General features: G+C 56.4%; 12 protein-coding genes. 4 read left to right on the top strand and 8 right to left on the bottom strand.

Annotated elements, in window-relative coordinates:
- Positions 1-6: 6 nt before the first annotated feature.
- The 7 genes from AACR14_RS03265 to AACR14_RS03235 form a co-directional block, all read right to left on the bottom strand.
- Positions 7-1,824, bottom strand: coding sequence for a retention module-containing protein (locus AACR14_RS03265; RefSeq protein ID WP_237714688.1), 1,818 nt, complete (start codon positions 1,822-1,824; stop codon positions 7-9).
- Between the two features lie 254 nt (positions 1,825-2,078).
- Complete coding sequence (locus AACR14_RS03260; protein WP_019445100.1) at positions 2,079-4,004, bottom strand: EAL domain-containing protein; 1,926 nt, start codon at positions 4,002-4,004, stop codon at positions 2,079-2,081.
- A gap of 3 nt (positions 4,005-4,007) precedes the next feature.
- Positions 4,008-4,760: a transglutaminase-like cysteine peptidase gene (locus AACR14_RS03255; RefSeq protein ID WP_005350994.1), complete on the bottom strand. Its 753-nt coding sequence runs from the start codon at positions 4,758-4,760 to the stop codon at positions 4,008-4,010.
- Positions 4,761-4,895: 135 nt separating this feature from the next.
- Positions 4,896-6,212, bottom strand: a complete 1,317-nt coding sequence (locus AACR14_RS03250; protein ID WP_019445098.1) for a TolC family outer membrane protein — start codon at positions 6,210-6,212, stop codon at positions 4,896-4,898.
- 37 nt (positions 6,213-6,249) lie between these two features.
- Positions 6,250-7,683 carry an HlyD family type I secretion periplasmic adaptor subunit gene (locus AACR14_RS03245; RefSeq protein WP_005350982.1) on the bottom strand — a complete coding sequence of 478 codons (1,434 nt, stop codon included), beginning with the start codon at positions 7,681-7,683 and terminating at the stop codon, positions 6,250-6,252.
- Entirely contained in the window at positions 7,676-9,820 is a 2,145-nt protein-coding gene (locus AACR14_RS03240) for a type I secretion system permease/ATPase (protein WP_005350980.1), read from the bottom strand. The genes AACR14_RS03245 and AACR14_RS03240 overlap by 8 nt, the downstream gene beginning before the upstream one ends.
- A gap of 377 nt (positions 9,821-10,197) precedes the next feature.
- A complete protein-coding gene (locus AACR14_RS03235) occupies positions 10,198-11,127 on the bottom strand; it encodes a TIGR01212 family radical SAM protein (RefSeq protein ID WP_019445097.1) in 930 nt (309 codons plus the stop codon).
- Between the two features lie 611 nt (positions 11,128-11,738).
- On the opposite strand from AACR14_RS03235, the gene gltB reads away from it, so the two are divergent.
- Together gltB and AACR14_RS03225 are read left to right on the top strand one after the other, a co-directional pair.
- Positions 11,739-16,196: a glutamate synthase large subunit gene (gene gltB, locus AACR14_RS03230; RefSeq protein ID WP_019445096.1), complete on the top strand. Its 4,458-nt coding sequence runs from the start codon at positions 11,739-11,741 to the stop codon at positions 16,194-16,196.
- A 12-nt stretch (positions 16,197-16,208) separates the two neighbouring features.
- Positions 16,209-17,624, top strand: a complete 1,416-nt coding sequence (locus AACR14_RS03225; protein WP_019445095.1) for an FAD-dependent oxidoreductase — start codon at positions 16,209-16,211, stop codon at positions 17,622-17,624.
- Positions 17,625-17,698: 74 nt separating this feature from the next.
- Here AACR14_RS03225 and AACR14_RS03220 read toward each other — a convergent pair whose 3' ends face one another.
- Positions 17,699-18,277, bottom strand: a complete 579-nt coding sequence (locus tag AACR14_RS03220) for an O-methyltransferase (protein WP_019445094.1) — start codon at positions 18,275-18,277, stop codon at positions 17,699-17,701.
- Positions 18,278-18,564: 287 nt separating this feature from the next.
- On the opposite strand from AACR14_RS03220, the gene AACR14_RS03215 reads away from it, so the two are divergent.
- Both AACR14_RS03215 and AACR14_RS03210 read left to right on the top strand, forming a co-directional pair.
- On the top strand, positions 18,565-19,860 hold the full coding sequence (locus AACR14_RS03215; RefSeq protein WP_005337380.1) for a DEAD/DEAH box helicase: 1,296 nt from the start codon (positions 18,565-18,567) through the stop codon (positions 19,858-19,860).
- A gap of 98 nt (positions 19,861-19,958) precedes the next feature.
- Positions 19,959-20,609, top strand: a complete 651-nt coding sequence (locus AACR14_RS03210; protein WP_019445093.1) for a DUF2913 family protein — start codon at positions 19,959-19,961, stop codon at positions 20,607-20,609.
- Positions 20,610-20,659: the final 50 nt, after the last annotated feature.

Below are 20,659 nucleotides of genomic sequence, written 5' to 3'. Positions count from 1 at the left end.
TGTCGGTCACGCTATCGCCATCACCATCCACACGGTCACGCTGTATTGCAGTTCCAGACTGTTCTGCCCACTGAGCAGCAGCGACAGTGATTCATCAAACAAACCGGAGTCGTCATGAGACAAGGCTTCAAACTGGGTGGTCTGCAGTTGGGATACCCCATCTACCACCACAATCTTGATGCTGAAGACCACACCTCCTTCACCATCAACCCCTTGCAGCTCGGTCGCGCTCGCTGCATTGAGGGTAATCGCACCACCTTTGGTGGCCGACAGGTTGGTGGCAACCCCCGCCTCGCCAATTCCGACAAAGCTGAAACTGCCGGTGATGCTACCTGCACCATCAGCACCGTAGCTGCCACTGCTGGTAAACAGTGACAGCAGACCACCTTCAATCGCAGTTGTAGCCCGGGCCAGTGCACCCTCTACGTCATCACTGACATAGCCGTCATTCACATCACTTTCGCTGTAGGTATCCTCTTTGCCAACCGTCTCGTCCAGACTGACCGACAATCCACCCAAATTAGCCTCTTCGGCCACCCCCACATCCTGGGTCGGCACATCATCCTGAATAACGATGTCCAGCGTTGCACTGGTTGTATCACCGTCATCATCGGTCAAGGTCACAGCGAGACTCTCACCCAATTGCAGATCAAACGCGGGTTGTTGATGGGCCTCGTTATCAAGGAGGGTATAGCTGTAGGAGACACTGCCGTTACCGGTAACGGGATCGTAGGTTATTGCAGTGATTTGCAATCCATTGCCAAGCGGAGTCTCAATGGATACAGGCAGAGCAATCACGGTGCCATTGCTGATCAACTGGATCGCCCCGATTGCCAGCGTTTGTACGCCATCAGGGGCATTAAAGGTAAACACCCCACTTTGAGTTAACGCGGCAGCGTTAGGTGCCGAACCGTCGGCCAGGTTGGCATCACTGACCAACACCTCTCCCCCTTCCAGGGTAAGCCCATCAAGGCCTACCGCCTCATCTACCGGAGTAATGGAGATAACGAGTGTTGAAGTCACTGTCTCCTGGCCATCAGTTACCTGATAGTTCACCGGCGGAACTGCACCATCATTGTTAGGAGCCGGAGTAAAGGTATAGCTCCCATCCGGATTGATGATCAGCGTGCCCACTCCGGTAATGGTGGCAGCAACACCGGCAGGGACTCCGATATTGATACCCCAGTCATATGAAACGATAGAGGCATCAGCAGGCCCATCTGGATTGGTACTATTGTCGAGCAAATTCCCACTGATCTGAGTGTCTTCCAGGGTCACGGCGGTTTCGCCCAAATCATCAAGCTGATTTTCAAGAATCAAATCTTCGGCCTGATTTTCATTGATGACAGCGGCCGTATCGTAGGTGGTATCAAACCCTGCAGCCGCTATCGTGGCATCGCCTGTTCGATCAATTGTTACGAAACCACCATTACCACTGGCCCCCGCAACTCCACCAATACCGCCACCACCACCGGCCGCTGGTGCCCCACCAGCAGCAGAAGCCTCAAAGTTTTGAGTCGGGTCAACACCCTGCAGAATCGATTCTTGCAATGCGGCAATATCTGAAGGTGCGCCTTCCTGGCTGGCCGCCACTTGCGGTTGAGCAGGTCCAGCGGACTCGGAACCTGCCGGAACATCCGATGCTGGAGTATCGTCATAAGGGGAAAGAGCCAGCTTGGCATCATCAGCTATGGCCAATTTTGCTCCGGGTTGGAGAATTTCCCCTTTTTGCAGAGGGCGGCTGCTTCCATCAGCCAGCACAATATCCACATTGCCTTCTATAGCTGAGACAACCACGGACTTGTCGATGATTTGGGTACGCATATCCATTGCTCCAAGGTGACAGATCTTGATGTCTACACCGTAGAAGGAGATAGCGCGCTGTTCCGTTGCAAAAAAGCGTACGTTCGAGAGGAATTCAACAAATGGACGGAAATAAATCGAAGAGTTGGTATTTCTTAATACAAATCAGAACCCTAGACCCAGCCCCATTCAAGGCTGACCTTGAGTTTGTTATAGAAAAATGGCGAAAAGAGAAGTGACTGGTATAAAAAAGGCCCCTATCGGGGCCATTTAATTCAAGGCAATGGGAAGGCGGGATGAACAAATCCCTGGTAACCATCGATATGCAACTTGGAAAGCAGTTCCACTTGATGTTGATCTTCGACTCGGGTTGCAATAGTCGTCACACCGGCATTGTGCGCAGCGCGACACACTGCAGCCAGGAATGAGGTGTCAGCCCCCGGCTCCATGACCTGACTGGTATAACCGTGATCAACCTTGACATAAGCCGGCGACAACTCCTCCAGATAGCCCAGAGACTGGAAGTGACGACCATAGTGGTCAACCCCCCACTGAAAACCATGAGCTTGCAAGGTGCAAACCAACGCAGCCACGTTGTCTTTATGTTTCATGATGGCAGCTTCAGGTATTTCAAATAACAACCGCTCTTTGAGCTCTGCATGCTCGGTCAGATAGCGCGTCAGCCAGGTTAAAAATTCATCCGAACAGAGCGAGCCAGCAGTGATGTTGATCGCCAGTACCAGATCAGACTGTTTTTGCAGTAATGGAACGCAAGCATCAAGCACCGCCTGGTCAAACTCGCCACCCAATTTGAACTGTTCAATCGCGGGCAAGAACTGACCGGCAAAATAATCAGTGCCATCCCGAGAGATAGAAGCAAATAGTTCGGCATGCAACCTTGCTCCATTATCAAACCGGCAAGCTGGTTGTGCTTTGAAGCGCCAAAGTTGTCGTGAAATGGCATCTTGTACCAGATCTCGCCAGGCCAAACGCCCCATCAAACCTTGCTCGGTCCCCCCTTCCATCACCACAGCACCACGGCGTTCATTGCGCGCCTTGCCAAGCGCATTATCGGCTTTGGTCAACAAGGCAGAGAGATCATCATTGCCATCACGACCAGCAATACCGATGACGGAGAGCGCATCCCCTTCGCCCATTGGATTCACCACCAGATCGGCAATGCGGCTATTAATCACTTCAGCCAGCTCTTTTAACTGAGTGAGATCGTCAGTTGGACAGAGCAGCGCATATTCCGTCGCGGAGATCCGTGCCAAGGCTGCGCCATCCCACCCTTTTAATTGCTCTTTCAAAGCCTGAGCTATCGATTTGACCATGTTGTCGCGGGCAGCAAAGCCTTCATCGCGATAGATATCATCCAGCATGTCGACCGCAACCAGCATGACGCCACCTTGGCCAGCCTCCGCGATCCATGCGTTTACCTGACCCACAAAATAGGCTCGGTTGCCAAGCCCCGACACGGCATCGACATAAACCCGCTCACGCAATTTCTCGGCCTCATCGGCTTGCTCTTTAAACTGCAACGCCAATTTGCTTGAGAGCGTGTTGATCGCCTGAACGACCTGCTTCAATTCATGGGTTTTAGGCTCCGGGATTGTATGACCGAAATGGTGCAGCTCAATCTCGACGGCTTGATCACAGATCTGTTTGAGTGGCTTGAGCAAGTAGTTGAGTGCTCTCATCAACAAAATTGTGGTGATCAAAAAGCCGACCAGAAACCAGCTCGCCAGCTCGCTCATCCCCCACCACAACTCGTAATAAGCCTGGCCGGGGTGACCCACTACTTTTAATTTTCCAAGCTGCAACCAGCCAGACGTCAGAATTGACTCGTTGGATACCTCAGGAAACAGTCCCAAATTTACAAACCACCGCGGTACCCCCTGAATATTGTTGGTATTTTCCTGCTCGATGACATCCTTTGATGCCAGCAGATCAAGGCGAACCAGTCGATAATAGCCACCATCAAAAATGGCCTGGATCACCGACTCGGCACCGACCTTGTCACCGTTTTCCAGATAGGGGGTGAGCGCAAGCCCCAGCGAGGTTGCCGTATTGATGACCGTTGTTTCCTGTTGCTGCGCCAGATAAGTGCGGGTTGAATTGAATTGCACCCAGTATGTGGCCGCAAATAACAATCCAAACAGCAGCAGCATGGTGGCTAATAACTGTCGATAGAGCGTCATAGGTTAATCATCCAAATTCACCACTGGCCGAGCCAATCGCCCCGAGGTCATGCGATTGCGTAAATCATTCCATAATCCCAAGCGGGATGATTGACCAGCCAGTTCCCCTTGGCCTCGTGCCTTCATCAACCACAAGTGACTACCGTTAAAACTGTAAATAGGCACCAGATCACGCCGCTGTGTGGCTGGGCGAATCGAGCCTATCAAATTATCCAAAATAACCGGAACGGACGAGGGTGTCTCATAATATGCCACCACCATGTGAAACTGGTTGTAATCAAGAGCCTTTACGTACACCATCCGCATTTTATCATCCGGGATCCCAAGCTCGAGCAGCGTAGAGTATTTAGCGATACTGAAATCTTCACAGTCTCCCCCGGCGGCTCCCAAAAATTCTAGCGGGGTTGCCCAATAATCCTTTTTGCGCCACAACTTGATATCGTCAATAAAACGCATCCGATTGAAAAAATTATTAACCCGCTCAAGCTTTTTTTCTTCGCTCAGGGCCCTGCCCTTCGTCTCCATGACCAACATACGCCAACTGGTTACACGCTTGCCGGCTCTGGCGCCATAGGTCTGCTCCGCCCGCTTGATCAAGTTGAGATCTTCCTGTGGCAGAGGCTGACTGGCACAGAGCAGAAGTGAGAAGGGTAACAGCAGGATCCATAAGGAGTGGCGCAGAGCGCGTAAGGATCTGTATCTCCATTCATTAAGAAGATAACACCATCGGCTACCGGTTCCGCGCTGGAGTGTCACATCATATTCCTGCTGCATTATTACTGCTGCACTCCTCAAAGCTCGTACAACAACCTGCGTTAGCCAAACATGGTGACTGCCAGCTGCAATCACCATGTTGGCGTTCATGATCCCTGCGGGATCATGAACAAACGGTTATTGCCTGGCCTGCCATTCAGCGGGTTGTTTGACGCTAAATGCATTGAGCAGACTGCCTGTCGCGTTGAGAATGCGATAGTCAGCCAGCAGTGCATCATACTCGGCAGTGATGTAGCTGCGACGCGCCTCGAACAATTCGTTCTCGGTGTTCAATACGTCCAGCAATGTCCGTTGACCCAAACCAAACTGCTTCTTGTATGCCTGTACGGTGTCATAGCTGGCGTCAACATGCTCTTTCAGGAAGGTCTTCTGCTTGGCCAGCGACTCTTTCGCGTTCCAGGCCAGACGAGTGCCTTCCTCCACCTGGCGGAACGCATTCAAATGAATGTCTTTCGCCTGAGAGTAGAGCGCCGATGTTGCATTGCTCTCTGCCACATCAGAACCGCCACGGAACAGGTTGTAACGCATCCGCACCATTGCGGTCAGATCATCGTTGCGCCCTTTGACCGCATCGATATCCTCATTCCAGTTCTGATCGACCTCGAATGTTACATTGGGGTAGAAACCGGATTTGGCACCTTCATGCTGATACTTGGCCGCTTCGATATCCTGCAGGGAAGAGAGCAGGGTCGGATGGACTTCGGTCGCTGTTTTCAGCGCACTATCGAGGCTGGTCGGGATAAGCTCGGTATTGGGAACCGGCTGTACCAGATCTTTGGGTACCTCGTTCACGACACGAATAAATTCACTCTCTGCGTCGCGATAGTTGTTTTCAGCAGCGGCCTGATTTGAATAGGCCCGGGCAACACGACCTTCAATCTGGGTCTGATCCGCAGTAGAGCCAAGACCTGAATCAGTCCGCTTGCTGATGTCGCTGCGGATCTGCTCGTGGGTTTCCAAGTTCTGTTTGGAGAGTTCCAGGATCTCCTGCTGGCGCAGCATATTGAGGTAGACCTCAGCTACTCGCAGCGCGGTATTTTCAGCTTCGGAGATCATCGCCAGACGCTGGGCATTGGCTTCAGCTTCGGTTCTGGAGACGTTGTTGCTGACATCAAAGCCATCAAACAACATTTGTCGCAGACTGAGTCCAGCCTCTTTGCGAGTCAACGAATCATCACTGTTTGGGTTAATTCTTGTCGAAGGACTGTCCGTTTTCTCGTAACCTACGCCGCCACGCAGATCGATCGTAGGATAATAGCCACCCTTGGCTCCATCATGCTGATAGAGTCGTGCCTGATACAGATCAAACGCTTCCTTTATCTTGGGATGCGTAGCAAGTGTCTGTGCCACCGACTCTTCCAGAGTCTGGGCCTGACCCAAACTCGGGATCAGGATGCAGCCACTGACCAGCATGGCAACAATCGTTTTTTTCATGTTATCTCCAGTCATGTTTTGTTTTTAGATTGTTGGCTTATCGTTCTCTCAGTGCCGACTGCTTTGCCCGTAAAATCGGCTTAAGCAAATAGTCTAGGACACTTTTTTTACCAGTAATGATATCAGCACTGGCTAACATACCGGGGATGATGGGAAGTGCGTTAAGCTCATCGCCCAAGTAACTTTTCTCTGTTCGAACCCGAACCAGATAAAAGGAGTTCCCCTCCTCATCCTGGATCGAATCCGCACTTATCTGTTCAACCTTGCCATGCAATCCTCCATAGATTGTAAAGTCGTAGGCAGTAATTTTGACGATGGCATCCAGCCCCGGTCGCAGGAAGGCGATATCTTTCGGTGACACCTTGGCTTCTACCAGCAAGGTATCCTCCAGCGGCACAATCTCCATCAAATCCATGCCGGGCTGAACCACGCCGCCCAGGGTGTTGATCTTGAGCTTCTTGATGGTGCCCTTGAGCGGTGCAATCACGCTGGTCCGGTCAACCCTGTCTCGCAAGCCAACCTGCCCTTCTGATAACTGGCCAAGCCGCCCCTGTTTCTCATTCAGTTCAGTCTGGGAATCTGCTCTGAACTTCAGCGCAATATCATTACGCTTGGAGATGGTCTCACGCAGTACCGAATTGAGTTTTGGGATCAGCAGACGGTTGCTCTCCAGCTCCCCCTGCATCTCGTTGACCTGCCGCTCAAGCTTGATTAGCTCCACTTGAGGCACTATACCTTCTTTCGCCAGCGGACGGCTAATATTCAGTTCCTGTCTGGCCAGATCCACACTGCGATTCACGGTGCGGATCTTGGCATTCAGTTCAATCAGCTCCTGCTCTTTCTGTTCGATTTGCTGACCAAGAATATAGAGCTGGTTCTTCAGGTTATTGAGGCGATCCCGCTGTACAGAGCGCTCACGGTGTGCGTATTCGGCAAAAACGGTTTCATAACCATCGGGAAACTGGATTGGCGCTTCACCTACCACGACCTGTTCACGCCACCCCAGTGCCGGGTCGTTTTTCACCTCGACGCTGGCCATCTCGGCGCGCAGACGAGCCACATCCCCCTTTAGAGTGACTACCTCTTGCTCCCGTTCTCTAAAGTCGGAGCGGAAACGGGTGTCATCAATGCGCAGCAGAGGCTGTCCCTTTTCGACGATATCCCCCTCTTTAACGAAGATCTCTTTGACGATCCCCCCTTCCAGGTTCTGGATCACCTGCAGCTGACGGGACGGAATAACCTTGCCCTGACCCACGGTGACTTCATCCAGTTCGGCCCAGGCCGCCCAGACGATGGCACTCATGAAAAAGAGGAAACAGCACCATAGCAGGATACGAGCTCCGGTCGGCGTGGTCAGCAGTACAGCTGCCGCGCCGTCATCGACAAACTCCAGATGCTCGGGTGCTGGCAATACCTCGCCGGAAGGCGTCTTTTTGCTGCGCTTGAACCAGTCCATGAGCCCCTTAACCATGGGACACCTCCTGCACGCGCACCTTGCCTTCCTTCAACTGCTGTAACACCACCTCTTTGGGACCATCAGCAACGATCTGCCCCTGCTCGATGACGATAACTCGCGATGCCACATCCAGCATCGAGGTTTTGTGAGTGATGAGGATCAATGTGGTTTCCGGGCCCAGTCTGGCGAGCTCCTGTTTGACCTGCATCTCGGACTGGTTGTCCATGTTGGAGGTCGGCTCATCCATCACCAGAATGGGGGGATCATTGAGCAGGGCGCGTGCCAGCAGGATCGACTGACGCTGGCCACCGGATAGCTGACGGCCCCCCTCGCCTATCTGCCGATCCAGCCCGTTAGGATCCCGGTTGGTAAAGTTAGTGACACCCGCCCGCTTGGCTGCGCGCAAGACTCTCACATCATCCACCAGCGGATTACCCAGCATGATGTTGTCCCGCACCGATCCAAAAAAGAGAATGACATCTTGCGGAACACAGCCGATATTGCGGCGGATCACCGCAGGCGGCAGTTGATCAAGTTCAAAACCATCGATACGTACCGAGCCATCGGTCGGTCGATACAACCCCATCAATAGCTTCTCGAGGGTCGTTTTACCCGCCCCAATCCGGCCGATAATCGCCACCTTTTCGCCCGGCTGAATGCGCAAATTGATATTGTGCAGCGTGCTGGTTTCCATTCCCGGATATTTGAAGGAGACATTTTCGAATTCAATTCGACCGGCAATCACCGGATGATGGATATATTGCTTGCCCTCCTCCTGCTCACCCGGGGTTTGCATAATTTTTTCCAGAATATCCAATGCAGATTTGGCCTGGTTATAACGGGTCGACAACACGGAGAGTTGCACCATAGGCGCAATGGCGCGGCTGGAGAGCATCACGGCAGCAATCATCCCCCCCATGGTAACCAAACCTTCGGAGATCTGGTAAACACCGACGATCACCAGACCGACCGTCACCACCTGCTGGATATAACTGGCCAGTGAGGACATGGAGTTGGTAATGCGGCGGGTCTGTACGCCCCAGGTGGAAATATGGGAGACGGCCTGTTCCCAGCGATGCTGGAACATGCTCTCGGCGCCGAAAATCTTGACGGTTTCCAGCCCGGAAATACTTTCAATCAGGTTGGCGTTCTTCTGGGACGCAAGGCGTGACCCCTCTTCGATGGACTGCTTGAGGGGCTCCTGAATATAGAAGCTGTAGGCGATGAGGATCAGCATGGCGACGATGGGAACCACCACCATTACGCCTGCAAACATCCAGATAATAAAAAGGAAGAAGACGGCAAAAGGGAGATCGATAAGAGTAGAAACCGTTGCGGAGGTGAAAAACTCCCGCACCGATTCAAATTCCTGCAGATGTTTGGCGAACGCGCCAGTGGAAGCGGGACGAGACTCCATTCTCATGCCCATCACCTTGGCGAAAATCTTGGCGGACAGCAGCACATCAGACTTTTTACCGGCAATGTCGATAAAGTAACTACGCAACTGCCGCATCACAAAATCGAAGGTAAAGACCACCATGGCCCCGACCGCCAGCACCCAGAGCGAATCAAACGCCAGATTGGGCACAATCTTGTCATAAACGTTCATGGTAAAGAGCGGACTGGCGATGGCAAACAGGTTGATCAGAATGGAGGCGATCAGCACATCGCGATAGATACCGCGGGATTCGAACAAGGTGCTCCAGAACCAGTGTCCATCACGGGTTTCCAGTACCTTGGGCGAGCGCTCGTCAAACTTGAACTGCTTCTTCACGTAGAAGAGGCGTCCCAGATACTCATCACCCAACTGGGCTGCTGTCAGCCATTGCGCGGCATCACCGGCCTGCGGGAAAATCACTTTCCCCTGGCTGCGATCTTCGTTCCATTCCAGCAAAATGCAGGCACCACCACTGCGCATCTGCAATACGCAAGGCAGCAGCAAGGGAGAAATATCGGCCAGTGGCTGGATCACTTCACGGGCGGATAACCCGCCCCGCTCGGCAGCACGGCAAAAGAGTGCGGTAGTCAGGCGTCCGGAGACCAGTGGCAACCCTGTCGTCAGGGCATCCTGGCTGTTGGGCACACCATAAAAACGGGTCAAGAAGACCAGACACTCCAATAACTCATCAATACGACTTGTTTCTGCTTGCATAGCATCCTGTCACTGCATAAATGAGGTAGATAAGAGCGTTCATCGCTCATATTTCCCTGCTATAGCCACGCTAAAACCGAGTGGCCTTCCCGCTGATGAGACTGATCAGGGGATAAACCTGTCCAGATAGATCGCGACACTCATCCCCAATTTCCCAGCACAGCAGCAATGGCGGCATGATTCGTTATTGGTAAAAATAATCGGCTCATCAACACCATGCTAACACTGCAATCAGGGTGAATGTTGGAGTTAATTGATAATGACATTTATTATGGCGCACCACTATATCAACCGGCACGTACCAAAACTATAGTTTAGGGTATGAAGTTTTTTATATAACCCTATGTTTTACGTGAAAATAATAATCTGGCGCTCAATTATAGGTCAGGAAGTATGAAGGGTCTGCCCAACGCGTGACCTTGCGGGCCATTCAATGAGAGTGCTTTGGCAATATCCGCCATGGCAGTCCAGCGATTTTCACACCAGGCTGGCGCCAACAGGGTTGGACGGCGCGCGGAGGCCGAAATCCGGTGATACACCACCTCGGGCGGCGTGTGCTGGATCATGGCAACGGCCGCCTCCACATACTGCTCCAGCGTCAATACCTCAAGGCGCCCCACCTGCCACGCTTTGCCAAGAGTACTGCCTTCAACCACATGAAGCGGATGCAACTTGATCCCCTCCACGCCGGTCTCAACAATACGATGCAGGGTATCGAGGCTGTCCATTGGCACCTCGCCCGGCAGGCCGACGATCAGATGAGCACATACCTTGATGCCGCGCTGATGGGCACGTCTTACCGCATCCTCATAGGCGGCATAACCGTGGCCGCGGTTGATCCGTTGCAGGGTCTTGTCATTGGCGCTTTGCAGCCCGAGCTCCAGCCACACCTCGTAACCCCGGGCCTGATAGCCCGCCAACAGATCCAGCACCGCATCCGGCACGCAATCGGGGCGAGTGCCCACACAGAGCCCCACCATATCGCTCACCGACAGCGCCTCTTCATACATCCGCTGCAGATATTCGACCTCGGCATAGGTACTGGTATAGGCCTGAAAGTAGGCAAGATAGCGCTTGGCACGGGTGACTTCGTCCCGGCGAGCCAGCAGTTGTTGCACCACTGAGAGTTGCTGAGCCGACTCGTCGGCAAAAGAGGAAACGTTACAGAAGGTGCAGCCACCACGGCCCAGGGTGCCGTCACGGTTCGGGCAGGTGAAGGCCCCGTGGATGGATAGTTTGTGGATCTTCTGACCATGACGCTGCTTGAGATCCTGACCGAATGTATTGACGAGTTCGTGTAACTGCATGACACCTCCGCTAAAGGAGCGCCATTGTACGAGCTTGCGCAAAACAGGGGCTGAGCTGGATCAAGCTAGCGGAGAGGGTAAAACATATAAATACCCGACCAATTTTGAATAAATATAGAGGAAAAGCGCAAAAAAAGGATTTTTACAGTTCTTTGACGATTCAAACAGTAAACATCCATATGAAAATGAGACCTGATAACCCACTGTTGAACAATGAAAAATTCAAAGAGACCCGACAGCACACAATTGCAAGCATGGGATATTGAAAATGTGATCCCTTCCGCTGTCGGCCACATCGGGTTGGTAAAATTACTACATTCGCCCATCGTCGCCGAGCGCACCATTGAGCCCGTCAATGGCGATATATTTAACCAACAAAATCAAACCACACAGAATAAACACTCCATAACTGCGAGCTAATCCCCCTAACCCGACATTTTGTTATGCGAATGTAACCATGAAGACAAACCTGACCTGCGATTGACCTCGCCAGAAAATCCCATTAGTTTGGAGATTCGCCACGTCAGGCAGACGGAACCACAAGAGCCAATCGCAATTTATGCAGTCAGGTGATGACTGTGCGATACAAGGCCGAGCAAGGGAGAAATGCAATGTCACTATATGATCCAAAGCTGGAGAGGGATAACTGTGGCTTCGGCCTGTTGGCCCACATGGAAGGGGAAGCCAGCCACAAGCTTGTCCGTCTCGCGATGTCAGCATTGGCTCGCATGCAGCACCGCGGCGGGATCTCCGCCGATGGCAAGACCGGCGATGGTTGCGGTCTGCTGCTGCAAAAACCGGACAGCTTCTTCAGAGCTGTCGCCGAGGAGAAGGGATGGCACCTTGGCCGCAACTATGCGGTCGGCATGCTGTTTCTCAACCCTGACCCCGTATTGGCCCAGCAGACCCGCGACATCATCGACGAAGAGTTGGAAAAAGAGACCCTGAGTCTGGTCGGCTGGCGCAAGGTGCCCGTCGATACCAACGTACTGGGTACCATCGCCAAAGCCTCCCTGCCCAGCATTGAACAGGTCTTTGTCAACGCCCCGCCCGGCTGGGTCGACAAGGATCTCGAGCGCCGTCTCTATATCGTGCGTCGCCGCATCGAAAAGCGCGTCAACGACGACTACTTCTACGTGGTCAGCCTCTCCAACCTGGTCACCGTCTATAAAGGGCTGTGCATGCCGGTGGACTTGCCGCGCTTCTATCTGGATCTCGCTGACATCCGTATGCAGGCGGCCATCTGCGTCTTCCACCAGCGTTTCTCCACCAACACCAGCCCGCGCTGGCCGCTGGCCCAGCCGTTCCGCTATCTGGCCCACAACGGCGAGATCAACACCATCGCCGGCAACCGCCAGTGGGCCAAGGCACGCAGCTACAAGTTTGCGACGCCGCTGATCCCCGATTTGCAGGAAGCGGCTCCCTTCGTCAACACCACCGGCTCTGACTCCTCCAGCCTCGACAACATGCTGGATCTCTTCCTCGCCGGTGGTATGGATCTGTTCCGCGCCATGCGCCTGTTGATCCCGCCAGCATGGCAAAAGCACCCGAACATGGATGACGACCTGCGCGCCTTCTACGACTTCAACTCCATGCACATGGAGCCGTGGGATGGCCCCGCTGGTATCGTTATGACCGACGGTCGCTACGCCACCTGCGCACTAGATCGCAACGGTCTGCGTCCGGCCCGCTACGTCATCACCAAGGACAAGTTCATCACCCTCGCCTCCGAGGTCGGCACCTGGGACTACACCCCGGACGAAGTGCTGGAGAAGGGCCGGGTCGGCCCGGGCGAGCTGTTCGTGGTGGATACCAGCAACGGCAAGGTGTGGACCAGCTTCGAGATCGATGACGATCTCAAGACCCGCCACACCTACAAACAGTGGATGGACAAGCATTGCCGCCGACTGGTCCCCTTCGAGCAGATGGACGACAGCAAGACCGGTAGCCGCGAGTTCTCCGACGACCAGTTGAAAACCTATCAGAAGCTGTTTGGCTACTCCTTCGAGGAGCTGGATCAGATCATCCGGGTTCTCGGTGAAAATGGTCAGGAGGCGGTGGGCTCCATGGGGGATGATACCCCGATGGCGGTGCTCTCCTCCGGCCCGCGTACCCTCTATGACTACTTCCGCCAGATGTTTGCGCAGGTGACCAACCCGCCCATCGACCCGCTGCGGGAAAACCACGTGATGTCGCTGGCCACCTGTATCGGTCGCGAGCAGAACGTCTTCAACGAAACCTTCGGCCACGCCCACCGGGTGCTGTTCCAGTCACCGATCCTGCTCTACTCCGACTTCCACCAGCTGCTGGCACTGGAAGGTGAGTACTACCGCCATCAGGTGATCAGCCTCAACTTCAAGCCCGAAGAGGGGCTGGAAGCGGCCATCGTGCGCATCTGCGAGGAGGCCAAAACTGCTGCCAAGAGTGGCACCGTGCTGCTGGTGCTGTCGGATCGCGATATCAGCGCCGACACCCTGCCGATCCCGGCCGCCATGGCGGTGGGCGCGGTACAGCGCACCCTGGTGGACAACAACCTGCGCTGCGACGCCAACATTCTGGTGGAGACTGCAAGCTGCCGTGACCCGCACCACTTCTCTGTGCTGCTGGGCTTTGGCGCGACCGCCATCTACCCCTATCTCGCCTACGAAACCCTGGCCAAACAGGTTGAAGAGGGCGTGCTCGCCATGTCCCTGCGCCAGGCCATGGTCAACTACCGCAACGGCATCAACAAGGGGCTCTACAAGGTGATGTCCAAGATGGGCATCAGCACGGTCGCCAGCTATCGCTGCTCCCAACTGTTCGAAGCGGTGGGTCTTGCCAAAGCCGTGGTCGATACCTGCTTCCGCGGCGTATCGAGCCGTATTCAGGGTGCCGATTTTGCCGATATCCAGCAGGATCAGCACAATCTGGCCCGTCAGGCCTGGCTGGCCCGCAAGCCCCTCCCCCACGGCGGCCTGCTCAAGTTCGTGCACGGCGGCGAGTACCACACCTACAACCCGGATGTGGTGCAGACCCTGCAAGCGGCGGTGCGCTCCGGCAACTATGCTGATTACAAGGAGTACGCGCGTCTGGTGAACGAGCGCCCGGTTGCAACCCTGCGCGATTTGCTGGCCCTGAAGAAAGTCGACAATCCGGTCGCGCTGGATCAGGTTGAGCCAGCCGACAAGCTGTTCCCCCGCTTCGACTCCGCCGCCATGTCCATCGGAGCCCTCGGTCCTGAGGCCCACGAGGCGCTGGCTGTCGCCATGAACCGCCTCGGCGGTCAGAGCAACTCCGGCGAAGGTGGCGAAGATCCCAAGCGCTTCGGTACCGAGAAGAACTCCCGCATCAAGCAGGTAGCTTCCGGCCGCTTCGGTGTCACCCCCCACTACCTGATGAACGCCGATGTAGTGCAGATCAAGGTGGCGCAGGGTGCCAAGCCCGGCGAAGGTGGCCAACTGCCCGGTGACAAGGTGACTGCCCAGATCGCCCAGCTGCGTTATTCCGTGCCCGGCGTGACCCTGATTTCACCGCCGCCGCACCACGACATCTACTCCATCGAGGATCTGGCCCAGCTCATCTTCGACATCAAGCAGATCAACCCGAGCTGTCTGGTGTCGGTGAAACTGGTCTCCGAGCCTGGCGTCGGCACCATCGCCTGCGGCGTGGCCAAGGCCTATGCCGACTTCATCACCATCTCCGGTTATGACGGCGGCACTGGCGCGAGCCCCCTCACCTCGGTCAAATATGCCGGCTCCCCGTGGGAACTGGGTCTGGCTGAAACCCAGCAGGCGCTGGTCGCCAACGGTCTGCGCCACAAGGTGCGGCTGCAGGTGGATGGCGGCCTCAAGACCGGTCTCGACATCATCAAGGCGGCCATCCTCGGCGCCGAGAGCTTCGGTTTTGGCACCGGCCCCATGGTGGCACTCGGTTGCAAATACCTGCGTATTTGCCACCTGAACAACTGCGCTACCGGCGTAGCCACTCAGGATGAGAAGCTGCGTCGCGAGCACTTTACCGGCCTGCCGGAGATGGTGATGAACTACTTCAAGTTCATCGCCGAAGAGACCCGCGAGCTGATGGCCCAGCTCGGCGTCACCCAGCTGACCGACCTGATTGGCCGCACCGATCTGCTGGAAGCCCTGCCCGGCCTCACCGCCCGTCAGGCCAAGCTGGATCTCTCCGGCATTCTGGCCCGTCCGGTAGCACCGGCAGGCTCCAGCCTGTTCAGCCAGCAGCACAACCCCACCTTCGACAAGGGGCCGCTCAACCTGAAAATGGTGGAGGATCTGCTGGAAGCGGTGGAAACCTCAAGCGGTGGCGAGTTCCGCTACGACATTCGCAACACCGACCGCTCGGTGGGTGCGCGCCTCTCGGGCGAGATCGTCAAACGTCACGGCAATCAGGGAATGGCGGCGGATCCGGTCAAGGTGCACTTCAACGGCACCGCAGGCCAGAGCTTCGGCGTCTGGAACGCAGGTGGCCTTGAGATGATCCTCACCGGTGACGCCAACGACTACGTGGGCAAGGGGATGACCGGCGGCAAGCTGGTGATCAAGCCCCATGTCGGTGTGGCGTTCAAATCCCATGAAGCGGCCATCATCGGCAACACCTGCCTCTACGGCGCCACCGGCGGCAAACTCTACGCCGCGGGCACTGCCGGCGAGCGTTTCGCGGTGCGCAATTCCGGCGCGCTGGCGGTAGTCGAGGGGATTGGCGACAACGGTTGTGAATACATGACCGGCGGCATCGTCACCGTGCTCGGTCAGACCGGCGTCAACTTCGCGGCGGGCATGACCGGCGGCTTTGCCTACGTGCTCGACGAGTGCGGTAACTTCGCCAAGCGCACCAACCCCGAGCTGGTGGAACTGCTGGACGTGGCGGATCTCGCCATCCATCAGGAGCACCTGCGCGGCATTATCACGGCGCACCTCAATGAGACCGGCAGCTCGCGCGCCGAGGAGATCCTGGCCAACTTCGACTCCTATGTGCCCAAGTTCAGGCTGATCAAACCCAAGTCCAGCGACGTGAAATCGCTGCTGGGTCACACCAGCCGTTCCAGTGCAGAACTCAGAATCCAGGCGCAATAAGGAGGGAACCCTATGAGCCAGAACGTATTTCAGTTTATCGATGTCCAGCGGGTCGACCCGCCCAAGAAGCCGCTCAAGATCCGCAAAATACAGTTTGTGGAGATCTACGAGTCCTTCAATCAGCCGCAGGTACAGATGCAGGCGGATCGCTGCCTCGAGTGCGGCAACCCCTACTGCGAGTGGAAGTGCCCGGTCCACAACTACATCCCCAACTGGCTGAAACTGGCCAAAGAGGGGCGCATTCTGGAGGCGGTGGAGCTCTCCCACCAGACCAACAGCCTGCCGGAAGTATGCGGTCGGGTCTGCCCGCAGGATCGCCTCTGCGAGGGCTCCTGCACCCTCAACGATCGCTTCGGCGCGGTGACCATCGGCAACATCGAAAAATACATCACCGACAAGGCATTCGAGATGGGCTGGAAGCCCGATCTCTCGAACGTGGTCAAGACCGACAAGCGGGTCGCCGTCATCGGCGCCGGCCCTGCGGGTCTTGCCTGTGCCGATGTGCTGGCACGCAATGGCGTTACCCCGGTGGTGTTTGACAAATATCCGGAGATCGGTGGCCTGCTCACCTTCGGCATCCCCTCCTTCAAGCTGGAAAAAGAGGTGATGCAGCGTCGCCGCGAGATATTCCAGGGGATGGGTGTGGAGTTTCGTCTCGAGACCGAAGTGGGCAAGGACATCACCTTCGCCGACCTGCTCGGCGAGTTCGATGCGGTCTTCCTCGGGGTCGGCACCTACAAATACATGAAGGGCGGCTTTGCCAACGAAGAGGCGCCGGGAGTCTATGACGCCCTGCCCTACCTCATCGCCAACGCCAACCGCTTGCTGGGGTTCGAGAAGGCACAAGCCGACTACATCGACTTCGCCGGCAAGCAGGTGGTGGTGCTGGGCGGTGGCGATACCGCCATGGACTGCGTGCGTACCGCCATCCGTCAGGGGGCTGACAAGGTGATCTGCGCCTATCGCCGCGACGAGGAGAACATGCCGGGCTCCAAGCGGGAGGTGAAAAACGCCCGCGAGGAGGGGGTTGAGTTCATGTTCAACCTGCAACCGGTGGCGGTCGAGCTGGATGCCAGCGGTCGCACCGTCGGCATCAAGGTGGTAAGCACCGAGCTGGGTGAACCCGACGCCAATGGCCGCCGCAATCCGGTGGTTATCGAAGGCTCCGAGCAGGTGCTGGCCGCCGATGCGGTGGTGATGGCGTTTGGCTTCCAGCCCAACCCCCAGCCCTGGATGGCAGAGTTCGGCATCGAGCTCGACAACCGGGATCGCATCAAGGCCCGCGAGCAGGCGGAATACGCCTTCCAGACCAGCAATCCCAAGGTGTTCGCCGGTGGCGATGCGGTACGTGGCTCCGACCTGGTGGTGACCGCCATCTACGAAGGGCGCAAGGCAGCCGAAGGGATCATGGACTATCTGGCGGTCTAATCCGACCGGCCAAGGCCATGATGAGCTTTCACAATCAGCCCCGCCAATGCGGGGCTGATTTTTTGTAGCTACCCCTACAAACGCACCACCAGCCACTCCCCCTTGCCGACCGGCACCAGCGAGGTGGTAAAAGCCGGATCCTGCCCGACCTCGTTCATCCACTCCACCATCTCGCTGCGATGGGAGATGGCGTTATCGACCACCAGCAAGCCACGGGGTGCCAGCAGGCGGCGGATCTGCGGCCACCATGCCCGGTAGTGCTGACGATCCGAATCGAGGAAGATGAGCTGATAGCCGCCTTGCGGCAAGGTCGGTAACAGCTCGCCTGCATCCCCTGCCAGCAAGGTTACCCAGGGGGCCAGCCCTGCCCTCTGAAAGTTGTCATGGGCCAGCACGCGCTTATCCTCATCCAGCTCAATGGTGGTAACGTGCCCCTCCAGCCGACGCACAGCTTCTGCCAGCCATAGTGTGGAGTAACCATTGGAGGTGCCGATCTCCAGCACCGCCTGCGCCCCACGGGTCTGCACCAATACTGACAGCAACTCCCCCGTGTCGCGGGTGATATTGAGCAGCTTGCGGTGGCGTGCCTGCTGCATGCTGTCATTGCGCTCGCCAAGCTGCTCCAGCTGGCGTTTTAACTGTTCCAGTTCCATCAATATCCCTTTCGTCCTTGCCCAAAACCGTTAGCCCACACCTCCAAGCTTGGCATTTGGGAGTCAAATGATTGCTTTCAACCGTCATTCACACCACAAAGGATGAGAAAAGGACAACCATTTGAGGCAGAATTTGTGACGTCTATCTGTTACACTTCGCGCCCGCCATTTTCCGGCTCACTCTCTGACTTGATGTCAGGCGCAGCCGTCGGTGGTTACAACCTCCGTCTCGCTCATGCCGAGCTAACCAAGCCAAACACAGCCCAGCTGGAACACAGGAACCCATTATGAGATTTGAATCGTTCGATTTTGCCCCCGAGATTTTGCGTGCTGTCTCAGATTGCGGTTATCAGGAGATGACCCCTGTGCAGCAACAGGCGATCCCGGCCATTCGCCGTGGCCGCGATGTGCTGGCCAGCGCCCAGACCGGTACCGGCAAGACCGCCGCCTTCGCCCTGCCCATCTTGCAGCGTCTGGTAGACAATCCGGCGCCGGTCCAGCCTTCCAACGCCCGTGTGCTGATCCTGACCCCGACCCGCGAGCTGGCGGCTCAGGTGGCGAGCAACATCAATGACTTCGCCAAGTATCTCGATATCACCACCATCACCATCGTCGGCGGTGGCAAGCAGGACGTGCAGGCCAAGAAGCTCAAAGCGGGCGCTCACATCATTGTGGCCACCCCGGGCCGTCTGCTGGAGCACCTCACCGCCTGCAACCTCAGCCTCTCCGGCGTCGAGTGTCTGGTGATGGATGAAGCGGATCGCATCCTCGACATGGGCTTCAGTGCCGATGTGCAGAAGATCCTGCAAGCGGTCAACAAGACCCGTCAAAACCTGCTCTTCTCCGCCACCTTCTCCGATGCGGTGAAGAAGCTGGCCAACCTGATGCTGGATCGCCCGCAGATCGTCAGCGTCAACAAGCAGAACTCCACCGCCGACACCGTCAGCCACACCGTCTATCCGGTCGAGCAGAAGCGCAAGCGCGAGCTGCTCTCAGAGCTGATTGGCAAGCAGAACTGGCAGCAGGTGCTGGTGTTCGCCAGTACCCGCGAGAGCTGTGATGTGCTGGTCGAGGAGCTGAACCTCGACGGCATCAAGTCCGCCGTGGTCCATGGCGAGAAGGCCCAGGGCAACCGTCGCCGCGCCCTGCGCGAATTCATGGAAGGCAAGGTACGGGTACTGGTCGCCACCGAAGTGGCCGCCCGTGGTCTGGACATTCCGGATCTGGAATACGTGGTCAACTATGATCTGCCGTTCCTGGCGGAAGATTACGTGCACCGCATCGGCCGTACCGGTCGTGCCGGCAAGCGCGGCATGGCCATCTCCTTCGTCAGCCGTGAAGAGGAGCGTACCCTGCTGGAGATCGAGGCCCTGATCGGCCAGAAGATCCGCCGCATCATGGTGCCGGGCTATGAGGTGAGCAGCCGTGACGAGCTGATCAAGCAGTTGCAGGAGCGTCGCCGCTTCGGTAAGCGCCCGCAGCGTGAAGATAACGCCGTGGCCCAGGTGATGGCCGAAGCCAAGCTGCAGGGTCAGCGCCTCAAGCGTCTGGCCGCCGCCAAGAAGCCCCGTCAGCCGAAATAAGGCGGGCAGTTGCTCTATTGAACCGCAAAGGCGCCACTGGCGCCTTTGCCATCTCTGTCATCGGTGTTGACCTGTGGTGGTCAACTCAAGGATTGCTTATGACCTCTCCAACCTACAATCAGGCCCTGCTCGAGATGGCCACCCAGAGCCTGGCCGAACTGGCCCGCACCGCCGAGCAAAAGGCGGGCAAGCGCACTCCGGCGCAAGAGAGCCACTTTCTCTGCACCTGGATGGCCGACTCCCTCAAGGAGAAGCGCTTCTCCCGTCTGGTGATGGAAGATTTGAAAGCTTGGGTGCAGCTTGGCCGCACCCTGGGCGCGGGTGCCGATCTCAAGGGGCTACTAGAGCGCATCGCCTTCCAATACCAATGCGCCATGACCAATCCGCAGCAATTGGGGGCCAAGCTGGCAGCCCTGCTGGAGGAGCTGGCAACGGCAGGCTGGCTGGTGCTGACCGAAAGCGAGGTAAACGCCAAGCTGCGCCTGCAATCGGGCGGTCAGGCCAGTCTGGTGGTAAGCCACAGCGAATATGAAGGCCATATCGAGGACGGTGAGCTTGTCAAACCCCTCACCCTCTATGTGCGCGGTGACGAGAAGGTGCTGGCCGAGGCGGCCTTCAAGCACGGCCTGCTGCTGAGCCAGGGCAACAAGAAGACCACCCTGGTCAAGCACCACAAGGCCTACCGGCTGATGCCGGACAACGCCCAACCGGCGCTGGCACTGCTGAGCGAGGCTCGCCAAGGCGCCTGATCCCGCCTGTTTTCAGCAATAAAAACGGCAGACCCTTGCGCAGGATCTGC

It is taken from the genome of Aeromonas sp. 159 (genome assembly GCF_963862045.1).
Lineage (GTDB): Bacteria > Pseudomonadota > Gammaproteobacteria > Enterobacterales > Aeromonadaceae > Aeromonas > Aeromonas veronii.
This window is presented reverse-complemented; position numbering and strand designations above follow the sequence as displayed.